This window comes from Streptomyces sp. Ag109_O5-1 (genome assembly GCF_003814875.1).
Classification (GTDB): Bacteria; Actinomycetota; Actinomycetes; order Streptomycetales; family Streptomycetaceae; genus Streptomyces; species Streptomyces sasae.
The window spans coordinates 10,166,052-10,185,904 of record NZ_RKQF01000001.1; the positions used below are offsets into that span (position 1 = coordinate 10,166,052).

Annotated in this window: 14 protein-coding genes and 1 pseudogene; 9 read left to right on the plus strand and 6 right to left on the minus strand. The window is 69.0% G+C overall.

The window, feature by feature from the left end; translation table 11 throughout:
* The first annotated feature begins 47 nt into the window (after positions 1 to 47).
* On the plus strand, positions 48 to 461 hold the full coding sequence (locus EDD90_RS46370) for a MarR family winged helix-turn-helix transcriptional regulator (RefSeq protein WP_123979041.1): 414 nt from the start codon (positions 48 to 50) through the stop codon (positions 459 to 461).
* Positions 462 to 573: 112 nt separating this feature from the next.
* On the opposite strand, the gene EDD90_RS46375 is transcribed toward EDD90_RS46370, so the two are convergent.
* Complete coding sequence (locus EDD90_RS46375) at positions 574 to 1,998, minus strand: amidase (protein WP_123979042.1); 1,425 nt, start codon at positions 1,996 to 1,998, stop codon at positions 574 to 576.
* Between the two features lie 225 nt (positions 1,999 to 2,223).
* Between EDD90_RS46375 and EDD90_RS46380 the strand changes: the two genes are divergently transcribed.
* On the plus strand, positions 2,224 to 3,612 hold the full coding sequence (locus EDD90_RS46380; protein ID WP_123979043.1) for a glycoside hydrolase family 43 protein: 1,389 nt from the start codon (positions 2,224 to 2,226) through the stop codon (positions 3,610 to 3,612).
* 470 nt (positions 3,613 to 4,082) lie between these two features.
* Here the strand turns inward: EDD90_RS46380 and EDD90_RS46385 are convergent, their stop codons facing one another.
* Positions 4,083 to 4,868: an AraC family transcriptional regulator gene (locus EDD90_RS46385; RefSeq protein WP_123982334.1), complete on the minus strand. Its 786-nt coding sequence runs from the start codon at positions 4,866 to 4,868 to the stop codon at positions 4,083 to 4,085.
* Positions 4,869 to 4,950: 82 nt separating this feature from the next.
* Here EDD90_RS46385 and EDD90_RS46390 point away from each other — a divergent pair, with 82 nt between their 5' ends.
* Both EDD90_RS46390 and EDD90_RS46395 read left to right on the plus strand, forming a co-directional pair.
* Positions 4,951 to 5,769 carry a phytanoyl-CoA dioxygenase family protein gene (locus EDD90_RS46390; RefSeq protein ID WP_185149462.1) on the plus strand — a complete coding sequence of 273 codons (819 nt, stop codon included), beginning with the start codon at positions 4,951 to 4,953 and terminating at the stop codon, positions 5,767 to 5,769.
* Complete coding sequence (locus EDD90_RS46395) at positions 5,766 to 6,041, plus strand: hypothetical protein (protein WP_123979044.1); 276 nt, start codon at positions 5,766 to 5,768, stop codon at positions 6,039 to 6,041. Before EDD90_RS46390 ends, EDD90_RS46395 begins: the two co-directional genes overlap by 4 nt.
* A gap of 21 nt (positions 6,042 to 6,062) precedes the next feature.
* Here the strand turns inward: EDD90_RS46395 and EDD90_RS46400 are convergent.
* The 4 genes and pseudogenes from EDD90_RS46400 to EDD90_RS46415 form a co-directional block, all read right to left on the minus strand.
* A pseudogene (locus EDD90_RS46400) lies at positions 6,063 to 6,404 on the minus strand (beta-galactosidase); the annotation flags it as partial.
* A 396-nt stretch (positions 6,405 to 6,800) separates the two neighbouring features.
* The gene (locus EDD90_RS46405) at positions 6,801 to 7,766 is read right to left on the minus strand and encodes an expansin EXLX1 family cellulose-binding protein (protein ID WP_123979045.1); all 966 of its coding nucleotides are present in this window, start codon (positions 7,764 to 7,766) and stop codon (positions 6,801 to 6,803) included.
* 370 nt (positions 7,767 to 8,136) lie between these two features.
* On the minus strand, positions 8,137 to 11,025 hold the full coding sequence (locus EDD90_RS46410; protein ID WP_123979046.1) for a glycosyl hydrolase family 95 catalytic domain-containing protein: 2,889 nt from the start codon (positions 11,023 to 11,025) through the stop codon (positions 8,137 to 8,139).
* 136 nt (positions 11,026 to 11,161) lie between these two features.
* Positions 11,162 to 13,393 carry an alpha-L-fucosidase gene (locus tag EDD90_RS46415; protein WP_123979047.1) on the minus strand — a complete coding sequence of 744 codons (2,232 nt, stop codon included), beginning with the start codon at positions 13,391 to 13,393 and terminating at the stop codon, positions 11,162 to 11,164.
* A 434-nt stretch (positions 13,394 to 13,827) separates the two neighbouring features.
* On the opposite strand from EDD90_RS46415, the gene EDD90_RS46420 reads away from it, so the two are divergent.
* The 5 genes from EDD90_RS46420 (at position 13,828) to EDD90_RS46440 (ending at position 19,845) form a co-directional block, all read left to right on the plus strand.
* Positions 13,828 to 14,892 carry a sugar ABC transporter substrate-binding protein gene (locus EDD90_RS46420; protein WP_123979048.1) on the plus strand — a complete coding sequence of 355 codons (1,065 nt, stop codon included), beginning with the start codon at positions 13,828 to 13,830 and terminating at the stop codon, positions 14,890 to 14,892.
* A 43-nt stretch (positions 14,893 to 14,935) separates the two neighbouring features.
* On the plus strand, positions 14,936 to 16,498 hold the full coding sequence (locus EDD90_RS46425) for a sugar ABC transporter ATP-binding protein (RefSeq protein ID WP_123979049.1): 1,563 nt from the start codon (positions 14,936 to 14,938) through the stop codon (positions 16,496 to 16,498).
* Positions 16,491 to 17,534, plus strand: coding sequence for an ABC transporter permease (locus tag EDD90_RS46430; protein ID WP_123979050.1), 1,044 nt, complete (start codon positions 16,491 to 16,493; stop codon positions 17,532 to 17,534). Before EDD90_RS46425 ends, EDD90_RS46430 begins: the two co-directional genes overlap by 8 nt.
* 96 nt (positions 17,535 to 17,630) lie before the next feature.
* Positions 17,631 to 18,974, plus strand: coding sequence for an L-fuconate dehydratase (locus EDD90_RS46435; protein ID WP_123979051.1), 1,344 nt, complete (start codon positions 17,631 to 17,633; stop codon positions 18,972 to 18,974).
* Positions 18,967 to 19,845, plus strand: coding sequence for an amidohydrolase (locus EDD90_RS46440; protein ID WP_123979052.1), 879 nt, complete (start codon positions 18,967 to 18,969; stop codon positions 19,843 to 19,845). Before EDD90_RS46435 ends, EDD90_RS46440 begins: the two co-directional genes overlap by 8 nt.
* Positions 19,846 to 19,853 lie beyond the last annotated feature (8 nt).

Sequence of the window (19,853 nt, forward strand, 5' to 3'; positions counted from 1 at the left end):
TAAGGATGTTTATATAAACAAGCTTAGTCATCGGTTAGGCTGACCCCATGCACGATGACCTGCAAGTTCTCGGAAGAGCGGTCAAACAGACCCAGTACCGGCAGCACCGGGCGCTGGACAGCGCGCTCTCGGCCGTCGGCACCACCCTCGCGCAGTGGGACGCGCTGCGCGCGATCGACCGGACGCCGGGCGCCTCGGCACGCGAACTGGCCGCGGCCACCTTCCAGAGCGAGCAGGCCTTCGGCACGCTGGTGGGCCGGCTGACCGCACAGGGCCTGGTGGAACGGCGACCGGGCCACGGGCGGCGCATCCAGCACCACCTCACCCCCGAGGGCGAGCGGATGCTGGCGGCCGGGCAGGGAGTGGCCGACGAGGTGCTCGCCGACTGCTTCGCCGGGCTGTCGGCGAGGGAGCGGGCGACACTGCTCGGTCTGCTGGAGCGGCTCAACGCGCGCGAGTGAAACGGCTGTTCTCTGCGGGTCTCGGCGCCGCCTCGGCGCACGGGGGCCGCGGAGCCGGACACGGCTGCTCGCCGTCCTGCTGCACCGGACCTTCTGCGTGGGTCGCCCGCTGCTATGCGGCCGGGGAGTCGGCGGTCACGGTGTGCGGCGGCCAGAGTTCGTGCCAGCGCAGTTCCGACTCCAGCTCCGCGGCGACCGAGACGAGCAGTGGCTCGCTGTTCGCCGGGCCGAGCACTTGCGCGCCCACCGGCAGCCCGTCGCCGACGAACCCGGCGGGCACGTTGACCCCCGGCCACCCGAGCACGTTCCACGGCCAGGCGTAGGGGCAGGCGGCGATCATGGCCCGGTCGGTGGCGAACTGGCCGAGGCCCAGCATCGCGCCGATGGGGGGCGGGGGAGCGGCGGTGGTCGGCGCGAGGATCACGTCGTACGACGTGAAGAAGGAGCCGATCCGCCGCTGCAGACCGGCCTCCGCGCGCCGGGCGGCCCGCAGCGGGGCCCCGCCGAGCAGCCGGCCGAGGCGGGCCGCCTCCAGGGTGCGCCTGTCGAGCAGGCCGGGATGCGGTGCCTCGCGGACGCGTTCGGCGATCCCGACCGTGGCGCGGGGCATGAAGGTGAGCCCGATCTGGCCGTAGGGCGGGTCCGCCGCCTCGACGGTATGGCCCAACGAGGCCAACTTCTCGGCCAGTTCGACGACCCGGGCGCGTACGTCCGGCTCCAGGCGGGCGGGCAGCGCGGTGAACGGCGGTTTGAGGGAGAGCGCGATACGCAGCCGGCCGGGGTCCCGGCCCACTGCCTTGGCGAGCGTCAACTCGGCCGGCCGGTGCGGATCCTCGGGGTGGTTCCCGCTCGCCGCGTCCAGCAGCAGGGCCGCGTCTGCGACCGTGCGGGCCAGGGTGCCGTTGACCGTGATGCCCTGGAAGGACTCGCCGCGCGGCCAGGTGGAGATACGGCCGCGCTGCGGTTTGATGCCGATCAGATGCGTCCAGGACGCCGGTATGCGCACGGAGCCGGCGCCGTCGGAGCCGAGCGCGGCCGGTACGAGCCCCGCCGCGACGGCGGCCGCGGACCCGCCCGAGGACCCGCCCGGGGTGTGCCCGGGGTGCCATGGGTTGCGCGTGTCGCCGAAGGCCGGCCCCTCCGTGAACGGCCACTGCCCCAGCTCGCAGGTGTTGGTCTTGCCGATGATCACCGCCCCGGCCGCGCGCAGCCGTCGCACGGCTTCCCCGTCCTCGCGCACCGGCGGGAAGTCGCCCCGGCAGCCGAATGCGGTCGGCTCGCCGGCCACGTCCATGTCGTCCTTCACCGCTACCGGCACCCCGAGCAGCGGGCGGCGCACTCCGGCGGCCAACTCCCGGTCTGCGGCGTCCGCTTCGGCGAGCGCGGCCGAAGTGCGCACGATCCGGAAGGCGTTGAGGGAACCCTGGGTGGCCTCGATCCGCGCCAGGCATGCCTCGACCAGCTGGCGAGATGTCAATTCCCTGTCGGCCAGGGCGCGTACGGACGCGGCGAGGCCCGCGGAACGGTCGTAGGACATGGAGGACCCACCTTCGGCGGCGCTGCGTCTACCGGAGGGTAACGTCGATCCGGCTCCCGTAGTACAGGTTTCGCACAGCCGGTGTTCAGCTGCGCCCGAGTCCCACCCAAAGCATTGACGTGAACCTGCCGTTCCTCTTACTTTCTGCGCGACTTATCGAACCCAGTTCGAAATACCGGACGCGCCGCTGCGTCCGCGTCCGCACGAGCCACCGGGAGAGCCGCCGTGACCACACGTCCCCCCACCCCGTCCCGCCGCACCCTGCTCCGCGCGCTGGCCGCCCTGCCCGCGTCGGCCCTGGTCCTGGGCGAACTGCCCGGACTGCTCGGCACGGCCGAGGCCGCCGCGCCCGCGAGCGGCTACGCCACGCGCTACACCATCGTCCCGTTCCTCAACAGCGACGACGGCACGGTCAACGTCTACCAGTCCGACGACGCGACGGACTTCCGCCTCCTCCAGTCCTCCGCCTACACCCCGCCCAGCAACCGCATCCGCGACGCCAGCGTCTTCAAGCACACGGACGGTTATTACTACATCACCTACACCACCCACACCTGGGAGGACGAGAGCACCACCATCGGCTTCGCCCGCAGCTCCGACCGGGTCAACTGGACCTTCCTGTACGACTACGCGATCCCGATCACCAACCTGTCCCGCGCCTGGGCGCCGGAGTGGTTCGTGGACAGCGACGGCAGCGTCAACGTCATCGTGTCCTGCTCGACGACGGACGACGAGTGGATCTTCACACCGTACGTCCTGACGGCGAGCAACTCGGCACTCACCGGCTGGAGTTCACCGGTCGCCCTGACCGGCATCGGCTCCAACCACATCGACACGTACATCGTGAAGGTCGGCTCGACCTACCACGCGTTCACGAAGAACGAGAGCGCGAAGTACATCGAGTACGGCACCGCCTCCAGCCTCAAGGGCCCCTACACCATCTCCAAGACCGGTGACTGGGCCGGCTGGGGCAGCTACCGCGAGGGCCCGTCGGTGATCCAGCTCGACAACGGCGGCTGGCGGATCTTCTTCGACGGCTACGGCGACGGCACCTACTACTACAGCGACAGCTACGACACGTTCGCCACGTGGAGCACCCCGACCGCGCTCGCGACCCTCTCGGGCACGGCCCGCCACTTCACCGTGATCAAGGAGACGATCTCGGGCGGCACTTCGGTGACGAAGAACGCGACCCGCTCCTTCCAGTCCGTCAACTACACCACCTGCTACTGGGAGGAGGTGTCCTCCCTCCTCAACCTCCCGGTCGTGACCAGCTCCAGCGCCTCGGCGGACAAAACGGCTGCCACCTTCACGGTCGTGGCGGGCCTGGCCGACTCCAACGGCTACTCCTTCCGCGACTCGTCCGGCAACTACTTGCGCCACTACGACTTCCGCGGCCGCTTCGACGCCAACGACGGCACGACGACCTTCGCCAAGGACGCCACCTTCATCGCCCGCCCGGGTTCGTCCAGCGGCTCGGTGCGCTTCGAGTCGTACAACTACCCGGGTTACTACCTGCGTCACTACAACTACCAACTGCGCGTCGACATCTCGGACGGCACGGACCTGTTCCGGCGGGACAGTTCGTTCCTTCCGGTGGCATCCTGGGCCTGACCTGCACCGATACTGACCTGGGCAAACGTTCTGAGTATCCGTCAGTAGTTCCCGCTAGTTCCCTCGATTTCCCGGGATTTCCCGCAGAAACGTGCAACGGGCGCGGGGTGCGGGAGAGCGGGGTGACCAGGCGTGAGGGCCCCGGCGAGCACCAAAACGCTCGCCGGGTCCTCGACTGGATGGATCAGCGTGGTGGCTCGGCCCGGACGGGGCGAATGCGGGCGAGCCGGCTGCGCACCCCAGCTGATCGCTCCGCCAGCACGACATGGGCCGTTACGTCGTGGGTGTTGCGGGCGGCGGCGCGCCACGGCCTCGCCGAGTGGCGGCTGAGTTCCACGACGGCGGCGGCCTGGTGCGGGACGATGCAGCGACCTGCACCGGGAACGCGGTGCTCGGGCCGAACAGATCCGTCAGGGTCAGCTTCGCGTATGTGCCTCGCCGGGCATGAGGGAGCTGTCCGCCGGCCCCGGTTACGGTCCTGGGCCGTCCGGCTCCGCAGGGGCAGCCGCTCGTACGTCACGCGGGCTCGCGCCGAGTTCACGGCGGCAGGCCTTGTTGAAGGCCTGGAGATCGGCGATGCCCACGGCCGCCGCTATGGCGGTGATGGACAGGGTGGAGGACAACAGGAGGTGGCGGGCGCGTTGAAGGCGTCGGTGCCGGATGTACGACACGACCGTGAGGCCGGTTTCCGCGCGGAACACTCGCGTCAGGTAGGTGTGGGAGATTCCGACGGCACGTGCGACGTCCGGTACGGACAACGGGCCGGCCAGGTGTTCCTCGACGTAGGCCTGTGCGGCGGCCACGAAGGGGTTGCGGCGCCCGGCTCCGTCGCCCCTCGGCAACTCGGCGATGCGCCACAGAGCGGTCCAGACCTCGGCCGTGGCTCGCCGGGGACAAGTCGGCATGGCCGTCACGGCGTGTCGGAGCAGCTCCGCCAGGCGTGTGCTCTCGGCTGCGGCGTCCTGCATCACCGGCAGCACCCGCGCCGTTCCGCCGTCGTGCAGCCGTAGATGGACGTAGAGATGCTCCGACCTGCCCCGGTAGTGAAAGTGCACCTCGGTGTTCGGCGGCACCAGGCTGACGTGGCCGGGGCGTATGGGGTGGACCGACTGCCCGAGGGACAGGGCACCCTCGTAGTTGTAGAGGTGCAGCTGCCACAGGTCGGGCAGCCGGAAGACGTCGTGGGCGGTGGAGACGCCGTGCACGCCGACGCCTGCGTTGACCACGGTGGGCGACTCGTCGAGCCGTAGTGTCACGTGTTTCACGAGGGTGGAAAAATACCAGCACTGGGCGATTCCAGCCCACGACCGATCCGCGCGGGGCGCATACGTTCATCGCATGTCAACCAGCAAGCAACTCCTGACATCGGTTCAGGTGGCGCGCTTCGTCGGGCAGGGATTTCTGCGCCTGGACGGGGTGGTGCCGCAGGAGATCAATGAACGGGCCGTCGCGGCCTTGACCGAGGGTCTGCCGGGAGTGTCCTACGGCACTCCGCTGGGCGCGGCGTTCGCGCCGGACACCTTCGTCCACGAGCTGCTCGCCCTGCCGGTCGTGGCAGGCGCTGTCGAGAGCCTGGTCGGCCCCGAGCCGACCGTCGACCACCACGCGGTTCATGTGCGCGAGCCGCACGAGGGACAGGCGCAGCCGCTCCACGGGGACGCGATCATCGATGTGCGGCCGGATGCGTTCGACATCCAGCTCATGTACTACCCGCACGAGGTGACCGCCGAGATGGGCGGCACCCTCAGTGTGCCCGGAAGCCATCTGCGCAGGATCAACGAGACGGACGTCGGCCGGGTCCAGAACCTCAGGGGGCAGACCCGTCTGACCTGCCCGGCGGGGACGGTCGTTGTCGTGCACCACGGCATCTGGCACAGTGGCCGCCGCAACGACACCGCGGGCCGTCGCTACATGTACAAAATCCGCCTCAACCCCACCGTGCCGCAGGTGCGTCTGTGGGACCTCTCCGACCTGCACGACCCCGCGGTGACCACGGAACTCAACACGTACTTCCCCTGGTACGAGCAGGCCACGGCCCGACTGGAGATCTACAACCGGGTACTGCTGTGGCGGGCCCTGACCGGTGACGACTCGTTCGATGTCGAGTACTGGGTCACACGCGTCAGCAACCGGCCGGCCCTGAGGAGTCACGCATGAGGCAGCAGGTCCTGGTCCTCTATCTCGCAACGTCGGCGCTGGACTCCGACGTCGTGGGCTGGTCCCGCTACGACGGTACCGGCCGTACCCGTCCGACGACCGGCGACAGCGACGAGCCGCCCTATGCCACCGGGCTTGCCGCGTTGCACGACGGGTGGCGCCTGTTCCAGGCCTCCCCACTACTGCCGCCCCAGCCCGGCCACGAGTACGACGTCTCCTTCCTCAAGCACGAGTTCTTCTTCGAGAAGGTGGAGGACGGCTCTGGCCCTTGAACCCGGAGCCGGCCACTCAGGCTGGGTGGCCCGCGGCGGAAGGACCTGCTCCCAGGAGCTGTAGCGCTGGCTCCAGAAGGCCGTGCCCCACGCCTCGTTGAGGGCGGCCAGCGAGCCGTGCCGGGCGCGCAGCCACACCCGGAACGCGGTCGCCGCGTGGTCGCACCAGCAGAGCGTGCCGTACTCGTTGTGCACGTGCCACAGCGCGAGAGCGGGGTGGTCGCCGCACCGTTCGGCCAGGGCGGACGCGATCCGGCCGGCCGCGCGGCGGTAGGCGGGCCCGGTGAGGCAGTAGGTGTCGCGGCTGCCGTGGCTCAGGCGGGTGCCTTCCGGTGAGACCGGCAGCGCGTCAGGGTGCGCGAGGCCGCCCAGGCGGTCGGTGATGCTGCGTGCCGTCATGAGGCTTCCTTGGGTATGGAGAGACGAGTGATTCTCTGACGAGACGTCAGGGCGGGCCCTCGGGCGTTGTTGAAGCGCTTCACCTCGCGGGCGAAGGTAACGGAGAAGTTTCGTGCGAAAAAAGAGTCCATGCGCCAAGAAACTTTCCTATCCTGGCTCACTGTCGGCTGGTTGGCGGCTTCTCAGGGTGGATGGGGGCTGTCGATGCGCTTCGACAAACTGCCTTTGCAGCCCAGATTCTGTCGGGAACGCAGAGCGCCGAAGCCCTGCTGGGTCAGCTACTCCTGAACCAGCAGGGCTTCGGTATGGCGAACGAGGGGGTGTGTCCCGGTGTCCGGTTGGCGCGGGTCGGCCGCGCGATCAGTGCCGGGCGAACTGGACCTGGGTCGATTGCACGACGTTCGGCCGCAGGGCGATCCCGCTGACGGTCAACTGTTCCCCGTAGATGTCCGTGATCCTGATCGTGCTGCCGCATCCAGTGCCGTCGGCGGACAGGAAGTAGTTGTACGAGGTGCGGGGCAACTGCCGCCAACCGCTCCCGGTGCTGACCTCCAGCCGCGTCACCGGATTGCGTTGGCCGATCGTCTGGATGCCGCACCAGTAGGGGCTGGACCCGGTCTTGTACCTGATGGACAGCGTCTGGGACGTGCTCGGGCTGACCAGGCTCCAGGTGATCGGGATCCGGCCGACCTTGAGGTCGGCGAGTTTGGCGAAGGCCTGCTGGCTGAGGTCGAGTTGCCCGGGTGCGCAGGGCAGGGGGCACTCGTTGGTGATCCGTACCGTGATGGAGGCGCCGTTCGCCGCGCGGACGTGGACGTACGCCCCGCACGCCCTGGACGTCTCGTAGTCGGTGGTGTTCATCGCCGCGATCATCATGTCGCTGCTCGGGCCGAACCCGCAGGCGCCGTCTCCGTCACCGGCCTCGTAGGCGGTGGCGACCCCTGTGTGGGTGCTCCCGGGCCGTATCCGCCCTGCCGACACTGCCGTGGTCGACGTCGTTCGTGCGGCCCGCGGGGTGGACGTGCCCGACGGTCGTTTCGACCGGGTGTTTCCGGAAGCCTTCGACGTCGGTGAGGCCGTCGCTGTCGGTGTGCCTGTCGCGGTCGGGGTGCCCGTGGAACTCGGGGTGGCTGTCGCAGGCGTGGCCCCCGCCGGGGTGCCGGCGGCGCGTGCGACCGCGACCGACGTCCCGTCGGTCCCGCGGTCGGGGAGCAACATCATGACCAGGGCGGTGACGACGCCCGCGGCGGCCAGCGCCACCGTGGTGCCCACCAGCTGCCTGTGTCTGCGCCTGCGCTGCCGCGCGGCCTGCCTTGCTGTCTGCATGCCTGTCCGTTCGGATGGTCGAGTCGACGGTGCACTGTTCAGTGGCCACAGGAAGCGCAAAGGTTGCCGACATTTTTTTCGGATTGTTGAGGAGGTGCGGTCGCCGGGTCCTGTCCGGCGCCGCGCTCACGGACCCCGGGGGTGAGTCCCCCGGAACGGCCCGCCGGGAGGTTGCGCAAGCGCTGCGGGCCGGTGGTGTGCAGCACGGCGAGCAGATCGGGCGGGAAACCGGTGCGACCGACACGACCTCGCCGTGCGCACGCCGGAGCCGGCTGCGCACGGCGAGGTCGTGTCGGTCGAAGTGGACGACCATGCGATCTGCTGAAGGGCTCGCTCCACGGAAGAACGGCCGACCGCGGAGCGGGGTCGGTCAGAGGGCGACCAGCCGCCACTGCTGGTTGGTTCCGTCTCCGGCAGGCCACTGGATCACCTTGGCGCCGTCGGCCGCCGATCCGCCCTCGACGTCCGCGCACAGGCCGTTGCGGACGTTGACGAGCCGGACGTATCCGCCGCCCGCGTCGACCACCTTCCAGTGCTGGTTGTCGCTGTTGCCGTCCGGCCACTGGATGAGCTGGGCGCCCTGTCCGGAGCCCCCGGGGCTGTCGACGACCTTGCCGCTGTGGCGGGCGACGAGGCGGAAGGAGCCGTCGGCGTCGGGCTGGAGCCGCCACTGCTGGTTCTCGCTGCCGGACCAGCCCCACTGGATGAGGCCGGCGCCGTCGGCCGTACTGCCGCCGGTGACGTCGAGCACCTTGCCGCTGCGCCGGTTTTCGAGCCGGAAGAGGCCGCTGAGCAGGGAGACGGTGATGTCGGTGCGCTGCCCGGCGGTCAGGGAGACCTCCCTGGCGTGGGTGCCGAGCGAGGAGGGCGTGACGGTCGCGGTCGTGGCCACGGAGGTCATGCCGCGGCGGCTGATCAGCGTGACGTCCTGGCTGACGTCGGAGGTGACGGACAGGGTGGCGGTCCGGGCGTTCAGGTCCCAGGCGAAGCTGTGGATCCGGATCCGGCCTCGGGCCCGTACCCCGGTGATCGTGCCCTTCGGCAGCTGGTCGGGCAGCGCGGGGAGGATCTCCAGCACTCCGGGCCGGCTGTAGATCAGGGCCTCGGCCAGCACGCCGGGGATGGTGTTCGCGGCGTCGGCGTTGTAGATGTCGAGGTTCGGGTTGTGGGAGGTCATCAGCGACTTGAAGACCATGTTGTTGCCGAGGACCTTCCGCAGGTTGCCGTAGACCTGTCCGCCGTCCTTCAGCCGGGCCCAGGCCAGCGCCCGGTGCAGGCTGCCGTGCGCGGAGACGTTCTGGTCGCCGCGCAGTTCGAGGGCCCGCTGCGCCGGGCGGACCAGGGAAGGTGCGCTCTCGGGGTTGATCTCGTGCAGTGGCCAGGCGCCGTACAGGTGCTGGACATGCCGGTGGTTGTAGTTGTCGGTGAGGCTCGGCCAGGACCATTCGGCCAGTGCGTTGTCGCCGTTGACGCGGTAGTCCGGGATCTTCTTCAGCAGTGCCGTCCAGCGGGCGACGCCCTGGCCGCCGCCCTGTTCGACGCCGAGGGTGTTGGCCGCGTCGACGGCGGCCTGGAGGGCGTGCTTGCCGGCCATGATGTCGCCGGTGGCGTTGATCGAGAGGTACACGCCGGTGTTGCGGGGGGCGTTCTCCATCGAGAAGGACGGTACGAAGACCGCCTTGCCGTTCGCGTCGGTGCGGGTGAGGAAGTCCTCGTAGAACAGGGCCAGTTCCATCAGCGCGGGGCCGAGCTTGTCGCGTAGGAACGCCTGGTCGCCGGTGACCTGGTAGTACTCCAGGAGCGGGTGGAGCAGCCAGTCGGCGCCGCCGGTCCAGCACTGGCCGGGGAAGTCGCCGTTGTTGAAGTGGAGCATGTGGCCGTACTCGCCGTCGGTGCGGGAGGGGGCGAGGAAGCCGCGAGCTCCGTAGAGGTTCTTCGCGTTGGTGCGCCAGTCGTCGAGCTGGCCCAGGATCAGGTCGAAGTAGCCCTGCATGGGCTCGGTCAGGTCGAGGATGTTGCCGCCCGCGACCTGGAGGTTGACATTGGCGTCGGTGGTGAAGTCGTCGGCCCAGGCGGCGCCCCACGATCCGGCCCAGATGCCGGTGAGGCGGGGCGGCAGGATGCCGCTGGAGCTGAGGAAGAGGTAGCGGCCGGAGTCGTAGAGCCGTTCCAGCAGCGCCGTGTCGATGACCGTGCGGTCGGCGTTCTGGCGGGCGATCAGTTCACTGGCGGAGAGTTGCCGGTCGGCGTCCGGGACGTTCAGGTCGAGGCGAGAGCGGTCGTAGACAGGGGTGTGCAGGGCGGTGTGCCGCGAGAGCAGCGCGGCGTAGTCGGTGCCGAGCGCGGCCAGTTGTGTGTGCAGCGGCTCGGAGTCCCAGCCCGTGGACGACTCGTAGCGGCCCAGCTTCGTCAGCAGCAGTACCTTGGCCGCCTTGGCCACCACGATTGTGGAGCCGTTGACGGTGACCGTGGCGCCGGTGCCCGAGACGACGACGCGGGTGACGCCCTCGTAGCCGAAGGCGCCCTGCCCCGAGGGGTAGGTGCCGCGCAGATTCAGGTACCCGGAGCCGCCGGTGACGGTGGCACGCGTGGTGAAGCTCATGTTGCTGGGAACCCCGGTGAGCGCGGTGTTGGCACTCAGCGTGGTGTCGACGGTACGGTCCGAAGCGGGTGTCAGCTCATGGACGATCACCTTGTCGGCCCGGGAGACGAACGCCCGCCGGGTCCAGGTGCCGAACGGATCCGTCCAGCTCGAACTCACCTCGCCGGTACGGAAGTCGGTGACCCGTGCGTAGTCGTTGACCGTGGTCATGCCGGGCGTGTCGATCTGCAGTTCGTACGCGGGGTGGTAGGCCTGCGTCCATCGCAGCGACCAGCCCGCGGCGAAGTCCCGGTTGGCGCCCGCGTAGTCACCCGCGAGTGCTTTGTCGCGGGCGCCTTGCAGACGGCCGGAGATCACTGGCGGGGTCAGGTCACGGGTGCCGTTCGGTAGGACCAGCCGGTGGTGGTTGAAGACCACCTTCTCCAGGGCGGGAGCGCCATACAGCACGGCCCCGTATTCGCCGTTGCCGGTGAGGAAGCCGTCGGTCCAGGAGGAGGCCGGGGACGTGTCGTGGATGCCGCGCTCGGGGAGGGTGATCTGCGGAGGGACGGCCGCCTCCGCCCTGCCCGGGAGCAGGCCGCCGGGCAGGGCCGCGGCCCCCGCGGTCAGTGCGGCTGCGGTGAGGAACCGTCTGCGGTCTATGGCGCTGTCCGGCAAGAGGACTCCTGTGTCCGGTCGGCGGTGCGTGGTCGCGGGGGGAGCGGAGCGGTGACCCGTCGTCGTGGTGACCCACCGCCACCCGGTCGACTTGGAGCGGAATCCGGGCGGCGGCGGGGGTTCGCGGGGAAAGGGATCAGACGGCCGTGAAGGACCACAGCAGGTTGGAGCTGCTGCCGTACGTCCACTGCTTGGTGACGGAACCCGACGAGACGTTGCCGCCACCGTCGAGGACCAGGCCGGTGGTGCGGTTGGCGATCGAGTAGCTGTTGCCGCCCCGGGGGGTGATCTTCCACTGCTGGTTGCTGCTGCCGTTCCAGGCGGCCTGTCGGGCTACGGAGCCGTCCGTGGTGGCGCCCCAGCCGTCGGCGACCATGCCGTTGGCGCGGTTGACCAACTTGTAGTAGCCGCCGCCCACATCGACCGCCTGCCACTGGAGGTTGGAGCTGCCGTTCCAGGTCCATTGCTTGAGGTTCGATCCGGAGGCGACGTTGCCGCCGCTGTCCAGGGCGAGACCGTCGGTGACGTTGGTGAGCCGGAAGTACGTCGACGGGTTGAACTGGACCCTCAGCGAGGTGATCTGATCGTTGTTGCCGGTGACTCTGAGGTCGGGGTTGTCGGCGGTGAACGTCCAGGCGGTGCCGGTGAAGTTGTCTGCTGAGTAGCCGATCACCTGGTAGCCGGGGGCCGGCCGGAGGGAGGAGATGCTGCGCGCGCCCACTCCCGCCGAGGTCAGGTCGGCCGCGGTGTAGTCGCCGAGGGCGAACGTGGCGGAGCTGCCCGTGTAGTTGACGTCCGCAAAGGCGGCGGCCCCGGCGAGCGGCGTCATGGCCGGGATGGTGCCGGAGAAGGAGAGCTTCAGGACATAGGCGTTGGCGCTGTACGGCGCGGAGGACGGCAGGGTGACCGTGAGGCCGGAGGCGCTCTGGGTCGGCGTCGGCAGGTCGATGTAGGTGCCGGCGCTGGAGCCGAGAAGTTTCACCGAGGTCAATGACGACAGGTTGATGCTGCCCGAGCCGAGTGTCTTGATCGTCAGCGAACTGCCCGGCCAGCCCAGGACGGTGGCGTACAGGACGTTGTTGTCCTTGTTGCGGGTGAAGCGAATGTCCTGCGCCGTGCCGGCCGTCGGATTGGTGAAGGCGCCGCCGCCCATCTTCGTCGGGCCCTCGCCGTACACGCTCCACGCGCGGGTCGAGTAGATCGACTCGCCGAAACGCTTCAGATGGTCGCCTATGCCGAGCAGGACGTCCTTCTGCGCCTGGGGGATGGTGCCGTCGGCCATCGGCGCGATGTTCAGCAGCATATTGCCGTTCTTGCTGACCCGGTCGATGAACGAGTGCAGCATCTGCTGGATGCTGTAGTAACCGATGCCCTGCGTGTAGCACCAGCTGGAGCTGGAGATGCTGTCGTCGGTCAGCCAGTACGGCGTGGTGATGTCGGCCGGGCCGCCGCGCTCGTAGTCGAAGACCTCGCCCTTGCTGTTCAGGCCGTCCTTGTAGGTGGCGACGACCTCACGGCCCCAGCTGTTGGCCTGGTTGTAGTAGTACGACAGGAAGTTCAGGCGCTGGGTCTCGTCGATGGCGTCCAGCTTGAAGTCCTGCCACAGGATGTCGGGCTGGGCGCGGTCGATGACCTCCTTGAGCTTGTCGTACCAGAGCTGGTTCTCCGCGGCCGAGCCCAGCTGTCCGTAGAGCTTCTTCAGGCTCGGGTCCGTCTGGGCGGGGGCGTACTCGTAGTAGCCGTTGAAGTTGTACGCGTGGTGCATGGCGACCAGCAGCTTGAGGCCCTTGGCGCGAATGGCCGTGGAGAAGAGCTGCAGCAGGTTCAGCCCCGGGCCCTTGTTCACCGAGTTCCACTCGTTGACCTGGCTGTCCCACATCGAGAAGCCGTCGTGGTGCTCGGCGACCGGGCCGGCGAACCTGGCGCCCGCGTCGACGAACAACTGAGCCCACTCGTTGGGGTCGAAGTTCCCGCCGGCAGACTTCAGCGTCGGCGCGAACTTCACGAAGTTGCCCGCCAGGTCCTGCGCTCCGTTGATGAAGTTGTGGTACGGCCATGCCGAGGGCTGGCCGTAGGTCGCGATGTGGTGCTTGTTGGCGTTGCTGCCCGCCTGGTACATGTTGCGCGGGTACCACTCGCTGTCGTAGGCGGGGACGCTGAAGACGCCCCAGTGGAAGTAGATGCCGAACTTGGCGTCCTGGAACCACTCCGGGGCCGGCGGGTGCTGGTCGACCGAGTTCCAGTCGGGCGTGTACGTGCTGGGCGCCGCCTGGGCGATCCCGGCACCGAAGACACCTCCGGCAACGGCCGCAGCGGCGACGCAGGTCGCACCGGCCAAGAAGTGGCGTCTGTTGATCGAACTCGACATGGAGACATCCCTGATGCAGAAGGGGAGGGGGGAATGCAGGGCGCCGCTTGTTACGCATGAAGGTCGGCCATGTCTCCCTGAGATGTCAACCAGTGTGCAGGGATGAAAAGCACTGCATGGCAAGGAAGTTGCACATACTTAAAGCCGATTTGCTGCGATTTATCACTGGCTAAACATGGCATGTCTGTCAGGACGTCGTGACCGATTTGGATGATCCGAACGCGACAATTGATGGGATGGATCTTGTCTTCTTGGCCCCACCCGTGCTCATCCTGGGTGACTCTTGAGCTGGCATTACGGAGATCTATCGACCGCAGGGGTAGACAGGGGGTCGCGGGCGCGCCTATAAACATCCCATCTCTACAGCACGGCGATACACAGCTGTCGTCGAGGCGAAACATCTCCCGCTACGGGACCGGCGCGAGGAAGCACCGATGAGACTCAGAACCGCCCTCTGTTCCGCTGTCTCCGCCCTGTCCGCACTGACTCTGCTCAGTGCGTGCAGCAGCGGCTCCACCACGTCGGCGTCGTCAGGTGACAAGCCGCTGGTCGGCGTCGACTATCCGCGCTCCGACACCGACTTCTGGAACTCCTACATCAAGTACACGCCCCAGTACGGCAAGGAACTGGGCCTGGACCTGAAGACGACCAACTCGCAGAACGACGTCGCCAAGCTAACCGCCAACGCGCAGACGTTCATCAGCCAGGGCGTCAAGGGCATAGCCATGGCTCCGCAGGACACCGCCGCCATCGCGCCCACCCTCGCGCAGCTGGAGGCGAAGAAGATCCCCGTCGTCACCGTCGACACCCGCCCGGACAGCGGCAAGGTGTTCATGGTCGTGCGCGCCGACAACCGCGCCTACGGCGAGAAGGCCTGCCAGTACCTGGGCACCAAGCTCGCCGGCAAGGGCAAGGTCGTGATGCTGGAGGGCGGCCTGGACTCCATCAACGGCCGTGACCGCACCGAGGCGTTCAACGACTGCATGAAGAAGAACTACCCCGGCATCAAGGTGTTCGGCGAGGCCACCAACTGGGACGGCGCCGTAGCCGCCCAGAAGCTGCAGACCGACCTGACGGCCAACCCGGACATCAAGGGCGTCTACATGGAATCCAGCTTCGCGCTCGCCGGCACGCTCCAAGTCCTCAAGCAGAAGGGCCTGTTGGTGGGCCCGAAGGACGAGAAGCACGTGTTCGTCGTGTCCAACGACGGCATCCCCGAGGAGCTCAAGTCCATCGCCGAGGGCAAGATCGACGCCACGGTCTCCCAGCCGGCCGACCTCTACGCCAAGTACGCCCTGTACTACCTCAAGGCCGCGATCGACGGGAAGACGTTCAAGCCCGGCAAGACCGACCACGACAGCACCATCATCCAGGTGCGCGAGGGCGTGCTCGAGGACCAGCTCTCCGCCCCGCTCGTCACCTCCGACGGCGCCACCTACGGCGGCGTGCCCAGCGTCAAGAGCGACGACAAGTCGCTGTGGGGCAACAACCTCGGCTGATCCTTCCTCCGGAACAACGGCCCACAAGATCAAGGCGGTTGAGATGAGCGACGGGGAGCGAGCAGTCACCCCCGCGCCCGCCCCGGCGGACGACGGGCGGGCCCCCTCGGACCCGCCCGTCGTCGAGGCGACGGGCATAGTCAAGCGATTCGGCCCCACGATGGCCCTGAACGGCGCCAGGATCACCATCAGGCCCGGCGAGACCCACGCGCTGGTCGGCCGCAACGGAGCCGGCAAGTCGACCCTCGTGTCGGTCATCACCGGTCTTCAGGCCCCCGACGAGGGAACGGTGACCTTCGGCGGCGAACCGGCCCCCCGGCTCGGCGACCGTGACGCCTGGCGCCGGCGCGTGGCCTGCGTCTACCAGAAGTCGACGATCATCCCCACGCTGACCGTCGCCGAGAACCTCTTCCTGAACCGGCACGACCACGGACAGAGCCGGCTCATCAGCTGGCAGGCCACCCGTCGCCGCGCACAGGACCTGCTGTCGGCCTGGTCGGTGGAGGTCGACCCGCAGACCCCGGCCGGTGATCTGAGCGTGGAGCAGCGGCAGTTCGTCGAGATCGCCCGCGCGCTGTCCTTCGGGGCCAGGTTCATCATCCTCGACGAGCCGACCGCCCAGCTCGACGGGGCGGCCATCAACCGGCTCTTCGACCGCATCCGCGACCTGCAACGCCAGGGCGTGACCTTCCTGTTCATCAGCCACCATCTCCAGGAGATCTACGAGATCTGCGACATGGTGACGGTGTTCCGCGACGCCCGGCACATCGTCACCGCACCGGTCGCGGAACTACCTCGCACCGACCTCGTCGCCGCCATGACCGGCGAGGCGGCGGCCGACCGGCGCGAGGAACGCACGAGCGCCCTCGACTCCGGCGCCGCGGCCGCACTGAACGTTCGCGATCTGCAGGGCGACGCGTACGACGACGTCACCTTCCAGATCGGGGCCGGCGAGATCGTCGGCCTCGCGGGGGCCGCCGGCAGCGGTCGTACCGAGGTCGCCGAGACCGTCGTGGGACTGCGGGCGGCAGCGGCGGGCGAGGTGGAGATCGCCGGGAGCCGGCCCCGGCCGGGCAGTGTGCCCGCGGCGCTCGCCGCAGGCGCCGGGTTCGTCCCCCAGGACCGGCACCACCAGGGCCTCGTGCCCGGCATGTCGATCGCGGACAACGCCACCTTGTCCGTTCCCCGCAGGCTCGGCACCAACGGCTTCCTCAGCCGCAGCCGCCGGGACCGGCTCGCCCAGGGCATGATCGAGAACCTTGCGATCAAGACTCCCGGCCCCGACCTGCCCGTCTCCGCCCTGTCCGGAGGCAACCAGCAGAAGGTCGTCATGGCCCGCGCCCTCGCCGACGACCCCCGGCTGCTGGTCCTGATCAACCCGACCGCGGGAGTGGACGTGCGCTCCAAGGAGTTCCTCCTTGGCAAGGTCGAGGAGACCGCGGCCACCGGCACCGGAGTGCTCATCGCCTCCGACGAACTCGACGACCTGCGCATGTGCGACCGGGTCCTGGTGATGTTCCAGGGCCGTGTGACCTCAGAGATCGCCCGCGGCTGGCACGACCACGACCTCGTGGCGGCGATGGAAGGAGTGGACCTCGATGCCTGAAACCGTCCTCGCGGACACCGCCGCCGCGGGCGGCACGGAGCCGGCGCCCAAGCGGACCGTGCTGCTCGGCGGCCGGATACCCCTGGCCCGCCTGCGCGACCTCGCGCTCGTCCCGGCCATCGTGGTCATCGCGATCGTCGGACAGATCGTCAACCCGGTGTTCCTGCAGGCCGACAACCTCATCAACGTCCTGCAGACCATGTCCGAGATGGCCCTGCTGGTCCTCGCCCAGACGATGATCCTGATCGTCAAGAAGATGGACCTGTCGCTGGAGTCCACCATGGGCCTCGCGCCCGGCGTCGCGGCCTGGCTGGTCGTGCCGGTAGGCGCGGGGCACGGGCTCGGGCTGCTCCCCGGCGCGTGGTCGATTCCCGTCACCCTGGCCGTGGGCGCGCTCGTCGGCGTGATCAACGCCCTGCTGATCATCCGCTTCGGCCTCAACGGCTTCATCGTCACCCTCGGCATGCTGATCGTGCTGCGCGGTGTCCTCACCGGCATCTCCGGTGGCCAGACCTTCTTCCAGCTGCCGCCGTCGATGCTCTACCTCGGCACGGCCGAATGGTTCGGGATGCCCGCGTCGATCTGGGTCTGCCTGGTGCTGTTCGCCGTGGCGATCGTGGTGCTCGGCTGGACCAGCTTCGGGCGTTCGCTGTACGCCATCGGCGGCAACGTAGACGCCGCGAAGGCGGCCGGTATCCGCACCGACCGGGTGCTGTGGATCGTTATCGTCACCGGTAGTGTCCTCGCCGCCCTCGCCGGGCTGCTGCTCTCCGGACGCCTGGCCTCGGTGGCCTCTGCGCAGGGCAACGGCTATATCTTCACCGTCTTCGCCGCCGCCGTCATCGGCGGGATCAGCCTCAACGGTGGCAAGGGCACCATGTTCGGGGCCTTCTGCGGCATCCTGCTGCTCTTCATGATCCAGAACGTCCTCACGCTGGCGGGCGTTCCCGCGCAGTGGATCGGCGCTCTCAACGGCCTGATCATCCTGGTCGCCCTCGCCATCTCGCGTATCACGGGCGGCAAGGTCCAGGAGTGAAACGGGCGGGCGTCCAGGACGCCCGCCATCCTCCGCCGCACCCCCATCTCGTCGCCAGGGGTCGTCTCGCCCCCGCACCTCACAGGAGTTGCCGCCATGTCATCCGCCCTGTCCTCTTCCCAGGCATCCCCGGCCCCTGCCCGCATCACCGCCCTGGATGTGCTGGACGTGCGTTTCCCGACGTCCGAGCACCTGGACGGATCGGACGCGATGAACCCCGAACCCGACTACTCCGCCGCCTACGTCGTCCTGCGCACCGACGCCGGCGACGGACTGGAGGGCCACGCCCTGGCCTTCACCACCGGCCGCGGCAACGATGTCCAGGCCGCCGCCATCGCCGCTCTGGCCCCGCACGTGGTGGGCCTGTCGGTCGAGGAAGTCTGCGCCGACCTCGGCGCGTTCGCCCGCTCCCTCGTCCACGACCCGCAACTGCGCTGGCTGGGCCCGGAGAAGGGGGCCATCCACATGGCCACCGGCGCAGTCGTCAACGCCGCCTGGGACCTGGCCGCCAAGCGGGCCGGCAAGCCCGTGTGGCGCTTCCTCGGCGAGATGTCGCCCGAGGAGCTGGTCGCGCAGGTCGACTTCCGCTGGCTGTCCGACGCCCTCACCCCCGAGGAGGCCCTGGAAATCCTCAGAGGCGCAGAGCCCGGCCGCGCCCAGCGCATCGGCCACCTGCTCGACCAGGGCTACCCCGCCTACACCACCACCCCCGGCTGGCTCGGCTACTCCGACGAGAAGCTGTCCCGCCTCGCCCGCGAGGCCGTCGCCGACGGCTTCACCCAGATCAAGCTGAAGGTCGGCGCCGATCTGGAGGACGACGTCCGGCGCATGCGCACCGCCCGCGAGACCGTCGGGGACGGCATCCGCATCGCCGTGGACGCCAACCAGCGATGGGACATCCAGGCCGCGATCGACTGGATGAGCGCCTTGGCCCCTTACCAGCCGTACTGGATCGAGGAGCCCACCTCCCCCGACGACATCCTCGGTCACGCCGCCGTGCGCAAGGCCGTCAGCCCCATCAAGGTCGCCACCGGCGAGCACATCGCCAACCGGGTCGTCTTCAAGCAGCTCCTCCAGGCCGGAGCGGTGGACATCGTGCAGATCGACTCCGCGCGGGTCGGCGGCGTCAACGAGAACATCGCGATCCTGCTGCTCGCCGCGAAGTTCGGCGTCCCGGTCTGCCCGCACGCGGGTGGCGTGGGCCTGTGCGAGATGGTGCAGCACCTGTCGATGTTCGACTACGTCGCGGTCTCCGGCACGACCGAGGACCGCGTCATCGAGTACGTCGACCACCTGCACGAGCACTTCGTCGACCCGGTGCGCATCGTCGACGGCCACTACCTTGCGCCGACACTGCCGGGGCTGAGCGCGCAGATGCACCAGGCGTCTCTCAAGGAGTACGCCTACCCCGACGGCCCCGTCTGGGTCGCTCGTGTCTGAGGCCCGGGCCCTCGTCGACGCCCACCACCACGTCTGGGACCTGGACGTCCGGCCGCAGCCCTGGTTGGACGAGCCGGGGCACGAGCCGATCCGCCGCAGCTTCAGCCCGAACGCCCTCCGCGCGGCCGCGACCCGGCCTTTGGCCGGGCGGCGACTGACGAGCTCGGTGGTCGTCCAGTGCGTCGCCTCCGTGCCCGAGACCCGCGAGCTTCTCGCCCTGGCCGACATCGACCCGCTGATCGGGGCCGTGGTCGGCTGGGCGGACCTGACGTCCCCCGAGATCGGTGACGTACTCGACGATCTGCGGGCCGGGCAGGCGGGCCGGTACCTGCGATCCGTACGCCACCTCGTGCAGGGCGAGTCCGACCCGCACTGGCTCGGGCGGCCGGACGTGGAAAGGGGGTTGCGAGCGGTCGGGGAGCGCGGGCTCGGATACGACGTGCTGGTACTCAGCCACCAGCTCCCGCAGGCTATCCGTCTCGCGGAACGGCTCCCCGAGCTGCCGCTCGTCCTCGACCACGCCGGCAAGCCGCCGATCGCGCGGCGCGAACTCACCGACTGGACGCAGCAGTTGCGGACGCTGGCCAGGCATCCCCAGGTCCGCTGCAAGGTGTCGGGGCTGATCACCGAGGCGGACCATGACAAGTGGACCGTCGACGACATCCGCCCCGTGTGGGACGTCCTGCTCTCTGCCTTCGGCCCCGACCGCCTGATGTTCGGCTCCGACTGGCCGGTCGCGAACCTCGCGGGCGGCTGGAACCGCTGGGCCGCCACCGTCGAGGAACTCCTGGACGGCTGTTCCGACACCGAGATCCACGCGGTGCTCGCCGGCACCGCGACCGCCTTCTACCACCTCGACCCCGCCCCATGAAGGAGGTG